Source organism: Lentzea sp. NPDC004789, from assembly GCF_053601075.1.
Genome location: NZ_JBSGBE010000002.1, coordinates 633,958 through 650,397, shown reverse-complemented (window position 1 = coordinate 650,397; position 16,440 = coordinate 633,958). Strand labels below are relative to the sequence as shown.

Annotated in this window: 1 protein-coding gene (only partly in view); it reads left to right on the top strand. The window is 71.1% G+C overall.

Features of this window, described 5'->3' with window-relative positions; translation table 11 throughout:
* Positions 1-24 precede the first annotated feature (24 nt).
* A protein-coding gene (locus ACWEIJ_RS07040; RefSeq protein ID WP_449836240.1) for an SDR family NAD(P)-dependent oxidoreductase crosses the window boundary here: on the top strand, positions 25-16,440 show its 5' portion. 13,215 nt of this gene lie beyond the right edge of the window; 16,416 of the gene's 29,631 nt are visible here — the first part of the coding sequence; its start codon is at positions 25-27; its stop codon lies off the right edge, out of view.

Sequence of the window (16,440 nt, the reverse complement as noted above, 5' to 3'; positions counted from 1 at the left end):
CGGGCGATCCGAGAAGGAAGCGCGATGACCACCTCTGCTAACCAGTACGTCGAGGCTCTGCGGTCGTCACTGAAGGAGATCGACCGGCTGCGCAAGCAGAACCAGCAGCTGATCGCGGCAGCGGTGGAACCGATCGCGATCGTGGGCATCGGGTGCCGGTACCCCGGCGGCGTGGCCTCGCCGGAGGACCTCTGGCAGGTCGTCGCCGAAGGCAGGGACGTGATCGGCGGCTTCCCCGCCGATCGTGGCTGGGACGTCTCCGAGCTCGACACCGCCACCGTCGAAGGTGGCTTCCTCGAAGACCCGGCGTCGTTCGACGCCGGGTTCTTCGGCATCTCGCCCCGCGAAGCCGTCGTCATGGACCCGCAGCAGCGCCTGCTGCTGGAAACCGCCTGGGAGGCACTGGAACGCGCGGGCGTCAACGCGCAGTCGCTGCGCGGCACCAGGACCGGCGTGTTCATGGGCACCACCTCCCAGGACTACGCCGACCTGCTCTCCCGCTCCGGCGAGGACGTCGGCCTCTACGCCACCACCGCGTTCGCCGCCTCCGTGCTGTCCGGCCGCATCTCCTACCTCCTCGGGCTGGAAGGTCCCGCGGTCACCGTCGACACGGCGTGTTCTTCGTCCTTGGTGGCCCTGCACCTCGCGTCGTCGGCGCTGCGTGCCGGTGAGTGCGACCTGGCGCTGGCCGGCGGTGTCGCCGTCATGACCACGCCCGCCGGGTTCGCCGCCTTCACCTCGCAGGGCGGCCTCGCCGGAAACGGGCGCTGCAAGGCGTTCTCCGACGACGCGGACGGCACCGGCTGGTCCGAAGGCGTCGGCGTGCTGGTGCTCAAGCGCCTTTCCGACGCGCGGCGCGCCGGTGACAAGATCCTCGCGGTCGTCCGCGGCTCGGCGGTCAACCAGGACGGCGCCTCGAACGGCCTGACCGCGCCGAACGGCCCGTCGCAGCAACGCGTCATCCGCCAGGCCCTGCAGAACGGCGGCCTCGCTCCGTCCGATGTAGACGCTGTAGAGGCTCACGGCACCGGCACCACGCTCGGTGATCCCATTGAGGCGCAGGCGATTCTCTCCGTCTACGGGCAGGACCGCGCCGAGCCGCTCTACCTCGGGTCGGTCAAGTCCAACATCGGTCACCCGCAGGGCGCCGCGGGCGTCGCCGGTGTGATCAAGGTCGTCATGGCGCTGCAGAACGGCCTGCTGCCCAAGACCCTGCACCTCGGCACGCCGTCCACCCAGGTCGACTGGACCAAGGGCAACGTCTCGCTGCTGCACGAGGCACGGCCGTGGCCTTCGGTCGATCGGCCGTTGCGTGCTGGTGTGTCCGCGTTCGGTGTCTCGGGTACGAACGCACACGTGATCCTTGAACAGGCGCCACCACTCGTCGTTGAGGCCTCCGAACCGGCAGTCAGCCCCGCTGTGCTGCCGTGGGTTCTGTCCGGCCGCACCCCCGCCGCGTTGGAGGAACAGCGGGTCCGGCTGCAGTCGGTCGTGGATGCCCTGTCGCCGCTGGACGTCGCATTCACCCTGGCGACCGCGCGGGCGTCGTTCGAGCAGCGGGCCGTGGTGCTGCCGGACGGAACGGAGCTGGCGCGCGGCGTCGCGGCCGAGGAGCACGCGCTCGCGTTCCTCTTCTCCGGTCAGGGATCGCAGCGCCTCGGCATGGGCCGGGAGCTGCACGCCCGGTTCCCGGTCTTCGCCGCCGCGTTCGACGAGGTCCTCGCGCACCTCGACCCGGCGCTGCGGTCGGTGATGTGGGGCGAGGACGAGGCCGCCCTGGAGCAGACGCGCTTCACCCAGCCGGCTTTGTTCGCGTTGCAGGTCGCCCTGTACCGGTCGATGGAGTCGTTCGGGATCGTGCCGGGGCACGTCGCCGGCCACTCGATCGGCGAGATCGCGGCCGCGCACATCGCCGGAGTGCTGTCGCTGGAGGACGCGTGTGCGCTGGTGACCGCGCGGGCGACGCTGATGCAGGGGCTGCCCGCGGGTGGCGTGATGATCGCGGTGCAGGCGACCGAGGGCGAGGTCGCGCCGCTGCTGACCGCCGGTGTGTCGATCGCGGCGGTGAACGGGCCCTCCGCGGTTGTCGTTGCGGGCGTTGAGGAAGAAGCGCTCGCCGTCGCCGCCCGGTTCGCCGATCGCAAGACCAAACGGCTTTCCGTGTCGCACGCGTTCCACTCGCCGTTGATGGAACCGATGCTGGACGCGTTCCGCACGGCCATCTCCGGGCTGACCTTCCACGCGCCGTCGATCCCGTTCCAGGCCTCCGGTGACGTGACCTCGCCCGAGTACTGGGTGTCGCACGTGCGGAACGCGGTGCGGTTCCACGACAACGTGACGGCGCTGGGGGAGCGGACGTTCGTCGAGATCGGACCGGACGGTGTGCTGTCGGCACTGGTCGACGGCGCGGTTCCGGTGCTGCGCAAGGACCGCGGCGAGGAGCTCGCGTTCGTCTCCGGCCTGGCGCGCCTGCACGTCTCCGGTGTTTCCGTGGACTGGGCGCAGTTGTTCGAGGGCTCCGGTGCCGCTCGGGTCGACCTGCCCACGTACGCGTTCCAGCGGCAGCGGTTCTGGCCGCGGCCGAAGACCTCGTCGGGTGACGTGCGCGGCGCGGGCCTCGGGGCGGTCGGGCATCCGTTGCTCGGTGCGGCGGTGGAGCTCGCGGGCTCGGCAGGTCACCTGTTCACGTCGCGCCTGTCGCTGGCCACGCACCCGTGGCTGGCCGACCACGTGGTGATGGGCCGGGTGCTGTTCGCCGGCACCGCGTTCCTGGAGCTCGCGGTGCGGGCCGCCGACGAGGTGGGCTGCTCGCGCGTGGAGGAGCTCACGCTCGCCGCGCCGCTGGTGCTGACGCCGGAAACCGCCGTGCAGGTGCAGGTCTCCGTCGGAGCCGCCGACTCCGCCGGACGCCGATCGGTCGCGATCTTCTCGCGTCCGGAAGGAGCCGTTGACACGCCTTGGCTCCAGCACGCTTCCGGTGTGCTCGGCTCGGGTGAGTCCGCGGTGTCGTTCGACGCCTCGGTGTGGCCGCCTGCCGGTGCCGAAGCCGTTGACATCACCGGTTCCTACGAGCGCTTCACCGACATGGGCTTCGACTACGGGCCGGTCTTCCAGGGCCTGCGGGCGGTGTGGCGGGGCGGCGACGGCGTCGTCTACGCCGAGGTCGCATTGCCCGAAGGTGCCGACGGCGGCGCGTTCGGGCTGCACCCGGCGTTGCTGGACGCCGGCATGCACGCCGCCGGGTTCGGTGACCTCGGATCGATCAGCCGGGGTGGGCTGCCGTTCTCGTGGCAGGGCGTGTCCCTGCACGCCTCGGGCGCTGCCGCGGTCCGGGTGCGGTTGACGCGCGGCGAGGACGGCTCGATGGAGATCGCCGTCGCCGACGCGACCGGCGCACCCGTCGCCTCCGTCGAGGCGTTGCAGACCCGTCCGGTCCCGGTTGACGAACTAGGCTCCGGGGCCGGTCGCGACTCGTTGTTCCGCATCGAGTGGACGCCGGTCGAGCTGCCCGCCGGATTCGCCGAGCAGACCGTCGCGGTGCTCGGCCCGGACGTCCTGTCGCTGGCCGCCGGTCCGGTCGTCTCCTCGTTGACCGACGCCGACCTGACGCTGGTTCCCGTTGTCGGCACTGATGTTCGTGAGACGTGCGCGCGGGTGCTCGCGCTGATCCAGGAGTTCGTGTCGCGGCCTTCGGGACGGCTCGCGTTCGTCACGCGCGGCGCGGTGGACGGCGATGATCTCGCCGCCGCGGCCGCGCGCGGCCTGGTGCGGTCGGCGCAGTCCGAGCACCCCGGCCGGTTCGTGCTGCTGGACCTCGACTTCGCCGAGGCCTCCGCCGGCGCGGTGCTGCACGCACTGACCACCGACGAACCGGTCCTGGCGATCCGCGACGGTGTCGTGCTCGCGGCGCGCCTGGCCCGGGCCGCGCTGCCGGCCGAACGGCTGTCGTGGTCCGGTCGCGTGCTGATCACCGGCGGCACGGGCGGACTCGGTCAGCTGGTGGCCCGGCACCTCGTCGCCGAGCACGGTGTTCGCGAGCTGCTGCTGGTCTCCCGCACCGGATCCGCCGACGTGTCCGCTCTGCGCGACCTGGGCGCGGACGTGATCGTGGAGGCGTGCGACGTCTCCGACCGCGCGGCGCTGGAATCGTTGCTGTCACGGCATTCTGTCGGCGGAGTCGTCCACACCGCCGCGGTGCTCGACGACGGCGTGGTCGAGTCGCTCACCGCTGAGCGCCTGGACACCGTGCTGCGCCCGAAGGCGGACGCGGCGCTGCACCTGCACTCGCTGCTGCCGGACGTGCCTTTCGTGCTGTTCTCGTCGGCCGCGGGCACGTTCGGTGGTGCCGGCCAGGCGAACTACGCCGCCGCCAACGCTTTCCTCGACGCCCTGGCCCGCGTCCGCCGCGCCGCCGGGCAGCACGCCGTCGCGCTGGCGTGGGGCGCGTGGGAGCAGACCTCGGGCATGACCGCCGCGATGTCGGACGCCGACATGCAGCGCATCGCCCGCTCCGGCATGCCGCCCCTGTCGGTGGCCGAGGGGCTCGCGCTGTTCGACGCGGGAGCCGCCGGCTCCGACGCCTTCCTGTTGCCGCTGCGCCTGGACCTTCCCGCGTTGCGTGCCCAGGGCACGCCGCCGCCGTTGTTGCGCGGCCTGATCAAGACCCCGAAACGCCGTGCCGCCGCGCAGTCCGTTGCCGCCGAAGGCCTGGCCGCGGAGCTGTCGCGACTCGGTTCCGACGCGCGCCTGGAGGCGTTGCTGGACCTGGTGGCCGCCGAGGTCGCCGCCGTGCTCGGCCACGGCGGTGCGTCCGAAGTGGACCGCACGCGCACGTTCCAGGGCCTCGGTTTCGACTCGCTGACCGCCGTCGAGCTGCGCAACCGCCTGACCGCGTCGACCGGTATCCGCCTGCCCGCGACGCTGATCTTCGACTACCCGACCGCCGGCGCCCTGGCCTCCTACCTGCACGACGAGCTGTTCGGCGCGGACGTCCACGTGCCGGAAGTCTCCTCCGGTCCGGTTTCCGACGACCCGATCGTGATCGTCGGCATGGCCTGCCACTACCCCGGAGGCGTGTCGTCGCCGGAAGACCTGTGGCGCCTGGTGTTCGAGGAGCGCGACGGCGTCACCGGCTTCCCGGCGAACCGCGGCTGGGACCTCGACGGGCTCTACGACCCCGACCCGGACACCGCGGGCAAGACCCACGTGATGCAGGGCGGGTTCCTGCACGACGCCCCGTCGTTCGACCCGGACTTCTTCGGCATGTCCCCGCGCGAGGCCCTCGCCACCGACGTCCAGCACCGCCTGCTGCTGCAGACGGCGTGGGAGGCCTTCGAACGCGCGGGCATCGACCCGGCCTCCGTGCGCGGCTCCAAGACCGGCGTGTTCGCCGGCGTGATGTCCAACGACTACTCGACTCTGGTGTCCGACGACATCTTCGAGGGCTACCAGGGCACCGGCACGGCGCAGAGCGTGCTGTCCGGCCGCGTCGCCTACACCTTCGGTCTCGAAGGCCCCGCGGTCACCGTCGACACGGCCTGTTCGTCCTCTTTGGTCGCCCTGCACCTCGCGTCTTCCGCGCTGCGCAACGGTGAATGCTCGCTCGCCCTGGCGGGCGGGGTGACCGTCATGTCGACGCCTGGTTCCTTCGTGGCCTTCTCGAAGCAGCGCGGTCTCGCGATGGACGGCCGCTGCAAGTCCTTCGCCGACGCCGCCGACGGCACCGGCTGGGGCGAGGGTGTCGGTCTGCTGGTGCTGGAACGCCAGTCGGATGCCCTGCGCAACGGCCACACCGTGCTGGCCGTCGTCCGCGGTTCGGCGGTGAACCAGGACGGCGCCTCCAACGGCCTCACCGCCCCGAACGGACCGTCGCAGCAACGCGTGATCCGCTCGGCCCTGGCCTCCGCCGGCCTGTCGGTCTCCGACGTGGACGTGGTCGAGGCGCACGGCACCGGCACCACGCTGGGCGACCCGATCGAGGCCCAGGCGCTGCTCGCGGTCTACGGCCAGGACCGTCCGTCCCCGCTGCTGCTCGGTTCCATCAAGTCGAACATCGGCCACACGCAGGCCGCCGCCGGTGTCGCCGGCATCATCAAGATGGTGCACGCCATGCGGCACGGCGTGGTGCCCGCGACCCTGCACGTCGACCAGCCCTCCACGCACATCGACTGGACCGCGGGCGACGTCTCCCTGGTGACCACCGCGACCCCGTGGCCCGCCGTCTCCCGCCCGCGGCGGGCCGGCGTCTCGTCGTTCGGCGTCTCGGGCACGAACGCCCACGTGATTCTCGAGGCGCCGGAAGTGTCAGACCTGCCTGAGATGATTGGGATGGGGGGTGGATCCCCCCAAGGGGCCGGCCAATCCGGATCGATTCCGTCGGCTGCCGCGGTGCCGTGGGTGGTGTCGGCCAGGTCCGAGGCGGCGCTGGCCGGGCAGATCGAGCGGATCAAGTCGTGGCCTGGGGACGCGGCGGACATCGCGTTCTCGTTGCTGACCACGCGCGCGTTGTTCGACCACCGGGCGGTGGTGCTTGACGGTGAGGTGTTGGCCAGCGGTGTGGCCAAGGCCGGGGAGCTGGCGTTCCTGTTCAGCGGGCAGGGGTCGCAGCGGGTCGGCATGGGGCGGGAGCTGTACGAGGCGTTCCCGGTGTTCGCCGAGGCGCTCGACGCGGTGCTGGTCCACCTCGACCCGGCTGTCCGCGAGGTCATGTGGGGTGATGACCAGGAGACGCTGAACCAGACCGGGTACACGCAGCCCGCGCTGTTCGCGTTCCAGGTGGCGCTGTATCGGCTGTTCGAGTTCTACGGAGTGGGACCCGACCACGTCGCGGGTCACTCGATCGGGGAGATCGCCGCCGCGCACGTCGCCGGCGTGCTCAGCCTGGAGGACGCCTGCCAGCTCGTGACCGCGCGTGCCTCGCTCATGCAGGCGTTGCCGGTCGGCGGTGCCATGGTGTCGGTGGTCGCGTCCGAGAAGAAGGTGCGTGAGCACCTCACCGATGGAGTGTCCATCGCGGTGGTCAACGGGCCTCGGTCCGTGGTGATCGCTGGTGTTGAAGAAGAAGTGCTGGCGGTTGCGGCGCGGTGGAAGAACAAGCGGCTGAAGGTGTCGCACGCGTTCCACTCGCCGTTGATGGAGCCGATGCTCGACGACTTCCGCGAGGCGATCAGCGGGCTGACGTTCACCAAGCCGCGTGTCCGCATGTCAACAACCGGACAAGTGGACACCGTCGACTACTGGGTCAACCACGTTCGCGACACCGTGCGTTTCCACGACAACGTGTCCGCGCTGGGTGACGTGAAGTTCCTGGAGATCGGGCCCGATGGCGTGCTGTCCGCGCTGGTGGACGGCTGTGTGCCCGCGATCAGGCGCAATGTTGACGAAGTCAAGTCAATGTTGACTGCATTGAGCCGAATCAATGTTGACGGCGTCAATGTTGATTGGAACAAGTTCTGTCAACATGGCCACAAGGTCGACCTGCCCACGTACGCGTTCGAGCAGCAGCGGTTCTGGCCAGAGGTGTCCACGAGGTCGGACGTCCGGTCGGCCGGTCTCGGCGCGGTCGAGCACCCGCTGCTCGGCGCCGCGGTCGAGCTCGCGGGCGGAGAGGGCCTGCTGTTCACCAGCAGGCTGTCGGTGCGCACCCACCCGTGGCTGCGGGACCACTCACTGCACGGCAAGGTGCTCGTGCCCGGTGCGGCGCTCGTCGAGCTCGCGTTGCGCGCGGCGGACGAGGTCGGCCTCGGCCGCCTGGACGAGCTGACCATCGCGGCGCCGCTCGTGCTGCCCGAGTCGGGTGCCGTGCAGGTCCAGATCCGGGTCGGCGCCGGGGACGAGCGGAGGGCGGTCACGATCCACAGCCGCCCCGAGGACAGCGACCTGCCGTGGACCGAGCACGCCGCCGGGTTCCTGGCGAGCGGCACCACCGCCAGCGACTTCGACGCTGCCGTGTGGCCGCCCGCCGGAGCGGAGGCGGTGCGGGTCGAGGGCGTTTACGAGCGGTTCGCGGAGCTCGGGTTCGACTACGGGCACGCGTTCCAGGGGCTGCGCGCCGCCTGGAAGCTCGGTGACCAGGTGTTCGCCGAGGTCGCGTTGCCCGAGGACGTGACCGCGACCGGGTTCGGCCTCCACCCCGCGCTGCTGGACGCGGCGCTGCACGCGGTGGCGTTCGCCGGCCAGCGGACCGAGGGCGCGGTGCCGTTCTCGTGGGAGAACGTTGCGCTGCACGCGATCGGTGCGACGTCGCTGCGCGTCCGGCTGCGGACCACGAGCGACAGCTCGATGGAGATCGCGATCGCCGACACCACCGGAGCACCGGTCGCGACGGTCGGGTCGCTCGTGACGCGGGCCGTGTCGGCGCAGCAGCTCGGTGCGCCGCAAGAGGCGTTGTTCGGGCTGGACTGGGTGCCGATCACGCTCACCGAAGCGGTTCCCGCGGCGCACGTCGTGGAGCACGTGGCGGCGCAGGGATCGCCGGTCGAAGCCGCGCACAGGTCGACGGCCGGCGTGCTCGCGAAGATCCAGGAGTGGATCGCGGGCGAGCGTGCCGAGAAGCTGGTTTTCGTCACACGGCGAGGCGACCTGGGCGCGTCGGCGGTGTGGGGCCTGGTGCGGGCCGCGCAGTCGGAGCACCCCGGCCGGTTCGCGCTGGTCGAGACGGACGGCGACCTGCCGGACACGGTGCTCGCGAGCGCTGAGCCGCAGCTGCGGGTGCGGGGCGGCGAGGTGTTCGTGCCGCGCCTCGCGAGGATCACCGCCGGTGAGCGCGTTGTGCTGGAAGGACCTGTGCTGATCACCGGCGGCACCGGTGGACTCGGTCAGGTCGTCGCGCGGCATCTCGTTGCCGCGCATGGTGTTCGTGATCTGGTGCTGGTCAGCAGGCGCGGCGAGACGCCCGACTGGGCGGCAGAGCTCGACGCGTCGGTCACGGTCGTGGCGTGCGATGTCGCCGACCGGCACGCGGTCGCGAACCTGCTCGCGAGCCGGCAGATCCGTTCCGTCGTGCACACCGCGGGCGTCCTGGACGACGGCGTCATCGAGTCGCTCACGCCCGAGCGCATGTCGGCTGTGTTGCGTCCCAAGGTCGACGCCGCGTGGAACCTGCACGAGCTCGCCGGTGACGTGTCGGCGTTCGTCGTCTACTCGTCCGGTGCGGGCATCTTCGGGTCGTCCGGGCAGGGCAACTACGCGGCGGGCAACACGTTCCTCGACGCGTTGATCGAGCACCGGCGTGCCGCCGGGCTGCCGGGTGTGTCGCTGGCGTGGGGTGCGTGGTCCGGCGCGGGCATGCTCGCGGACGCGGACGCCGAGCGGTTGGCCAAGTCGGGCATGCCGCCGATCACGCCTGAGGAAGGCGTCGAACTCTTCGACGCCGCACTGTCCTCCGGTGCTTCGCTGGTGCTGCCGTTGCGGCTCGACCTGCCGGTGTTCCGGGCGCGCGGTGAGGTTCCCGCAGTGCTGCAGGGCTTGGTAAAGGTGCGTGCGCGGCGCACGGCCGCGTCCGGGACGTCGTCGTCGCTGGTGCAGAAGCTGGCGGGGCTCGACGACGCCGGTCGCACCGACGCGCTGCTGGACCTGGTGCGTGCCGAGGTCGGCGCGGTGCTCGGGCACAGCGGCGGCGAGACGATCGATCCGTCGCGCGCGTTCCAGTCGCTGGGCTTCGACTCGCTGACCGCCGTCGAGCTGCGCAACCGGCTCGGCGAGGTCACCGGGCTGCGGTTGCCGGCGACGCTCACGTTCGACTACCCGACGGCCGCTGTGCTGGCCGGGTTCCTCAAGGACGAGCTGTTCGGCGGCACGGACGCGGTGTCCTCGCTGCCCGCCCTCGTGTCCACTTCGGATGATCCGATCGTGATCGTCGGCATGGCCTGCCGCTATCCGGGAGGCGTGTCGTCGCCGGAGGACCTGTGGCGGCTGGTGGCCGACGGTGTCGACGCCATCACGGAGTTCCCGGTGAACCGCGGCTGGGACGTCGACGGCCTCTACCACCCCGACCCCGACCACGCGGGCACGACCTACTCGATCTCGGGCGGGTTCCTGCACGAGGCGGGCGCGTTCGACCCGGCGTTCTTCGGGATGTCGCCGCGGGAGGCGCTGGCCACGGACTCCCAGCAGCGCCTGCTGCTCGAGACCACCTGGGAGGCATTGGAGCGCTCCGGCATCGACCCGGTCTCGTTGCGCGGCAGTGCGACCGGCGTCTTCACCGGTGTCATGTACAACGACTACGCGTCCATTCTGGACGGTGGCGAGTTCGAGGGACACCAGGGTCAGGGCAGTGCGGGCAGCATCGCCTCCGGCCGGGTCTCCTACACCTTCGGCTTCGAGGGCCCGGCCGTCACGGTCGACACCGCCTGCTCCTCGTCGCTGGTGGCGCTGCACCTGGCCGCGCAGGCCCTGAGGTCGGGCGAGTGCTCGCTGGCGGTCGCCGGTGGTGTGACGGTCATGTCGACGCCCACCACCTATGTCGAGTTCTCCCGTCAGCGCGGCCTTTCCGCCGACGGGCGGTGCAAGGCGTTCTCCGACGACGCCGACGGCACCGGCTGGGGCGAGGGCGTCGGTCTGCTGGTGCTGGAGCGCCAGTCCGACGCCGTGCGCAACGGCCACACCGTTCTCGCGGTCGTGCGCGGCTCGGCGGTCAACCAGGACGGCGCTTCCAACGGCCTCACCGCGCCGAACGGCCCGTCTCAGCAGCGAGTGATCCGCGCCGCGCTGGCTTCGGCCGGCCTGTCGCCCGCGGACGTCGACGCCGTGGAGGCGCACGGCACCGCCACGAAGCTCGGCGACCCGATCGAGGCCCAGGCACTGCTGGCGGTCTACGGGCAGGACCGCGACGAGCCTCTCTACCTGGGCTCGATCAAGTCGAACATCGGCCACACGCAGGCCGCCGCCGGTGTCGCCGGCGTGATCAAGATGGTGCAGGCGCTGCGTCACGGCGTCCTGCCCCAGACCCTGCACGTCGGCACCCCGACCACCCATGTCGACTGGGAGTCCGGCGCCGTCGAGGTGCTGACCTGCGCCCGCGCGTGGCCGTCGGTCGACCGTGCGCGCCGGGCCGCCATCTCGTCGTTCGGCGTCTCGGGCACCAACGCCCACGTGATCATCGAATCCGCAAGCACCACTTCGGATTCTGTGGACAACTCGGCGCCTGTGGACAACTCGGCCGTTGTCGATCTTGTGGGCGCGGAATCGTCGGCCTCCCGTGCGACGATTGGAGTGGGGACCTCGGTCTCCCCCCGGGGCCCCCAGTCTGGATCGATTCCGTTGGTGGTGTCGGCGAAGTCGGCGGGGGCGCTGGCGGGGCAGGTCGAGCGGGTCAAGGCGTTGCTGGACAGCGGTGTGTCCGCTGTGGACGTCGGGTTCTCGTTGGTGACTACGCGCGCGTTGTTCGAGCACCGTGCGGTCTTGCTCGACGGCGAGGTTGTTGCTGAAGGGGTTGCGGACGGGAAGCCCTTGGCGTTCCTGTTCTCCGGGCAAGGGGCGCAACGGGTTGGTGCCGGGCGTGAGCTGTACGAGGCGTTTCCCGTGTTCGCGGAGGCGTTGGACGCCGCGCTGGTCAATCTTGATCCGGGCCTGCGGGATGTCATGTGGGGTGGGGATCAGGAGCTGCTGAACCAGACCGGGTTCGCGCAGCCGGCGTTGTTCGCGGTCGAGGTGGCGCTGTACCGGTTGATCGAGTCGTTCGGGGTCAGGCCGGAGCGGGTGGTCGGGCACTCCGTCGGGGAGATCGCGGCGGCGCACGTCGCGGGCGTGATGAGCCTGGAAGACGCGTGTTTGCTGGTCACGGCTCGTGCAGCGCTCATGCAGGCGTTGCCCGCTGGTGGGGCGATGGTGTCGGTCGTCGCGTCCGAAGAAGAGGTGTTGCCGCATCTGACGGGCGGTGTGTCGATCGCGGTGGTCAACGGGCCTCGGTCCGTGGTGATCGCTGGTGTTGAAGAAGAAGTGCTGGCGGTTGCGGCGCGGTGGAAGAACAAGCGGCTGAAGGTGTCGCACGCGTTCCACTCGCCGTTGATGGAGCCGATGCTGGACGACTTCCGCGAGGCGATCAGCGGGATCACGTTCGCCGAGCCGGTTGTCGGGATGTCGGCCTCCGGCGACGTCACGTCGGTGGACTACTGGGTGCGGCACGTTCGGGACGCGGTGCGGTTCCACGAGAACGTCACTCGGCTGGGTGATGTGACGCTGCTGGAGGTCGGGCCCGACGCGCAGTTGAGCTCGATGGTGGACGGCGCCACGGCGGTGCTGAGGCGGGACCGCGGTGAAGTCGCGTCAATGTTGACTGCACTCGGTCAAGTACACGTTGACGGAATCAATGTTGACTGGATGCCGCTGTACACGGGTGGACGGAAGGTTGATCTGCCCACCTACGCGTTCGAGCACCAGATGTTCTGGCCGAAGGCGGTGCGCAGGGCCGGTGACGTCGGGGCGCTGGGGCTCACGAAGGTGGAGCACCCGTTGCTCGGGGCGGCGGTCGACGTCGCCGGGGCGGACGGGTACCTGTTCACGAGCAGGTTGTCGCTGAGCTCGCACCCGTGGCTCGCGGACCACGCGGTGTTCGGGCAGGTGCTGCTGCCGGGCACGGCGTTCCTGGAGCTCGCGGTGCGTGCCGGCGACGAGGCCGGGCTCGACCGGGTCGACGAGCTGACGCTGGCCGCGCCGCTCGTGCTCCCCGCGCAGGGCGCGGTCCGGGTTCAGGTCGCGGTGGGGGCGGAGGAGAACGGGCGGCGCGTGGTCGAGGTGTTCTCGCGGCCCGACGGTGAGGACGTGCCGTGGACGCGACACGCGACCGGGTTCCTGGCGAGCGGCGTGATCGGCAGCGACTTCGACGCGACGGTGTGGCCGCCGGTGGGGGCCGAAGCGGTCGGCGTCGAGGGTGCTTACGAACGATTCGCGGAGAACGGCTTCGAGTACGGGCCGGTGTTCCAGGGGCTGCGGGCGGTCTGGCGCGGGGACGGTGAGGTGTTCGCCGAGGTCGCCTTGCCTGAGGGCGAGGACGGCGGAGCGTTCGGGCTGCATCCGGCACTGCTCGACGCCGCCCTGCACGCGGGCGGGTTCTTCGACGGGGCCGAGGCCGGGCTGCCGTTCTCGTGGGAAGGCGTGTCACTGCACGCCACCGGTGCCGAGACGGTCCGGGTCCGGTTGCGGCGCAACGGTGACGCGTGGGTGATCGCGGTCGCGGACGCGACGGGGGCGCCGGTGGCCACGATCGGGTCGCTGGTGACGCGGGCGGTGTCGGCGCGGCAGGTCAGCGCCGTGGAACGCGACTCGCTGTTCCGGCTCGACTGGGTGCCGGTGTCGCTGCCTCAGGCCGGTGCGGCCGCCGTGGTGGTGGAAGAGCTCGTCAGCGACGGGGATGTTGTTGAGCAGACCCACACCCTCGCTGCCCGTGCGCTGGAGTTGGTGCAGCGCTGGATCGCCGAGGAGCGCGCGGAACGGCTGGTGTTCGTGACGCGCCAGGACGACCTGGCCGCGAGCGCGGTGCACGGCCTGGTGCGGGCCGCGCAGAACGAGCACCCCGGCCGGTTCACGCTCATCGACACCGATGCCGAGGTGTCCGAGCAGGTTTTCGCGGTCGACGAGCCGCAGCTGCGGGTGCGCGGCGGACAGGTGTTCGCCGCCCGCCTCGCACGGGCCGAGGCGGCACAACCGGGCGAGTTCACCGGGCCGGTGCTGATCACCGGCGGCACCGGCGGGCTTGGCCGGGTGATCGCAGGGCATCTCGTCGAACGGTACGGCGTCAAGGATCTGGTGCTGGTCAGCCGGACCGGCAAGGCCGACGTGTCCGATCTGGACGCCAAGGTCACCGTGGTCGCGTGCGATGTCAGCGACCGCAAGGCGCTGCAGAAGGTGCTGAAGAAGCACAAGGTCCGCAGCGTCGTGCACACCGCCGGTGTGCTGGACGACGGCGTCGTCGAGTCGCTCACGCCGGAACGCCTGGCGGCCGTGCTGCGGCCCAAGGTCGACGCGGCCTGGCACCTGCACGAGCTCACCCAGAACCTCGACAACTTCGTCATCTTCTCCAGCGCCGCCGGGACTTTCGGTGCCGCGGGCCAGGCCAACTACGCGGCGGGCAACGCGTTCCTCGACGCGCTCGCCGTGCATCGCAAGGCACTCGGCCTGCCGGCCGTCTCGCTGGCGTGGGGCGCGTGGCACCAGACCGGCATGCTGTCGGAGGCCGACGCCGAGCGCATGGCGCGCGGTGGAACGCCGCCGCTGTCGGTGGAGCAGGGGCTCGCGCTGTTCGACGCGGCGATCGCCGGCGAGGACGCGGTGCTGCTGCCGTTGCGCCTCGACCTCGCGACGTTGCGCGACCACGGCGAGATCCGGCCGTTGCTGCGCGGCCTGATCCGGACACGGGCACGCCGCGCCGCGGCCCAGGCGGACTCCGGACTCGTCCAGCGGCTGGCCGCCATGGCACCGGAAGCGCGCCTTGCCGCGTTGCTCGACCTGGTCCGGGCCGAGGTCGCCGCGGTGCTCGGCCACGACGGTGCCGCGGCCGTGGATCCGGCGAAGGCGTTCCAGGACCTCGGGTTCGACTCGCTCACCGCGGTCGACCTGCGCAACCGCCTGACCGGCGTCACCGGGCTGCGCCTGCCGAGCACGCTCATCTTCGACTACCCGACGGCCGCGGTGCTGGCGGGGTTCTTGAGGGACGAGCTGTTCGGCGCCGCGGATGTGGCGGCACAGCCGCCCTCGCTGGTGTCCACTTCGGATGATCCGATCGTGATCGTCGGCATGGCCTGCCGCTACCCCGGTGGCGTCGCGACGCCGGAACAGCTGTGGGACCTCGTGATCGACGGCCGTGACGCCATCAGCGAGTTCCCGGCCAACCGCGGCTGGGACCTCGACTCGCTCTACCACCCGGACCCGGACCACGCCGGCACCTCGTACACGAAGTCCGGTGGCTTCCTGCACGACGCCGACCTGTTCGACCCGGAGTTCTTCGGCATGTCGCCGCGCGAGGCCGTGTCGACCGACGCCCAGCAGCGACTCCTCCTGGAGGCGTCGTGGGAGGCGCTGGAACGCGCGGGCATCGACCCCGTCGCGTTGAAGGGCAGCCCGACCGGTGTGTTCGCCGGCGTCATGTACAACGACTACTCGCTGCTGCTCGAAGGCGACTCCGAGGGCTACCAGACGACCGGTGGCTCGCCCTCCGTCGTGTCCGGCCGCGTCTCCTACACGTTCGGCTTCGAGGGACCCGCGGTCACGCTCGACACGGCGTGCTCGTCGTCGCTGGTCGCGATGCACTGGGCGATGCAGGCTCTGCGTGCCGGTGAATGCTCCTTGGCGCTTGCCGGTGGTGTGACGGTGCTGGCCTCGCCGGGTGCGTTCATCGGGTTCTCGCGGCAGCGCGGGCTCTCGCCGGACGGGCGCTGCAAGGCGTTCTCCGACTCCGCCGACGGTGTCGGCTGGTCCGAGGGTGTCGGTGTGGTCGTGCTGGAGCGTCTGTCCGACGCCGTGCGCAACGGGCACACGGTGCTCGCGGTCGTGCGCGGCTCCGCGGTCAACCAAGACGGCGCTTCCAACGGTCTGACCGCGCCCAACGGTCCTTCACAGCAGCGGGTGATCCGTCAGGCGCTGGCTTCGGCCGGACTGTCCACCGCGGACGTCGACGTCGTCGAGGCGCACGGCACTGGCACCACTCTGGGCGACCCGATCGAGGCGCAGGCCCTGCTCGCGACCTACGGCCAGGACCGCTCCGAGCCGCTGCTGCTCGGCTCGATCAAGTCCAACATCGGCCACACGCAGGCCGCCGCCGGTGTCGCCGGCGTGATCAAGATGGTCCAGGCGCTGCGCCACGGCGTCGTGCCGCGGACCCTGCACGTCGACGAGCCGTCGTCCCACGTGGACTGGGAAGCCGGCGCGGTCCGGCTGCTGACCGGCAACGCCGAGTGGCCTGCCGTCTCCCGCGCGCGCCGCGCCGCCGTCTCGTCGTTCGGCGTCTCGGGCACGAACGCGCACGTGATCTTGGAACAGCCGAGCGGCCTGGAACTGTCAGACCCCTCTGAGACGATTGGAGTGGGGACCTCGGTCTCCCCCGGAGGGGCCCCAAACGGGATCGATGCAGTGGGATCGGTCCCGGTCGGCGGTGGTGTGCCGCTGGTGGTGTCGGCGAAGTCGCAGGCGTCGTTGACGGCCCAGGTCGAGCGGGTCGTGGCGCTGGTGGAAAGCGGCGCGTCGGCGGTCGATGTCGGGTTCTCGTTGGCGACCACGCGCGCGCTGTTCGAGCACCGGGCTGTGGTGTGGAACGGCGTTGAGCTGGCCCGTGGTGTGGTGCGGAACCGGCCGCTCGCCGTCGTGTTCTCCGGGCAGGGCTCTCAGCGGCCGGGCATGGCGCGGGAGCTGTACGAGGCGTTCCCCGTGTTCGCGGAGGCGTTGGACGCCGCGCTGGTCAACCTTGATCCGGGCCTGCGGGATGTCATGTGGGGTGAGGATCAGGAGGCG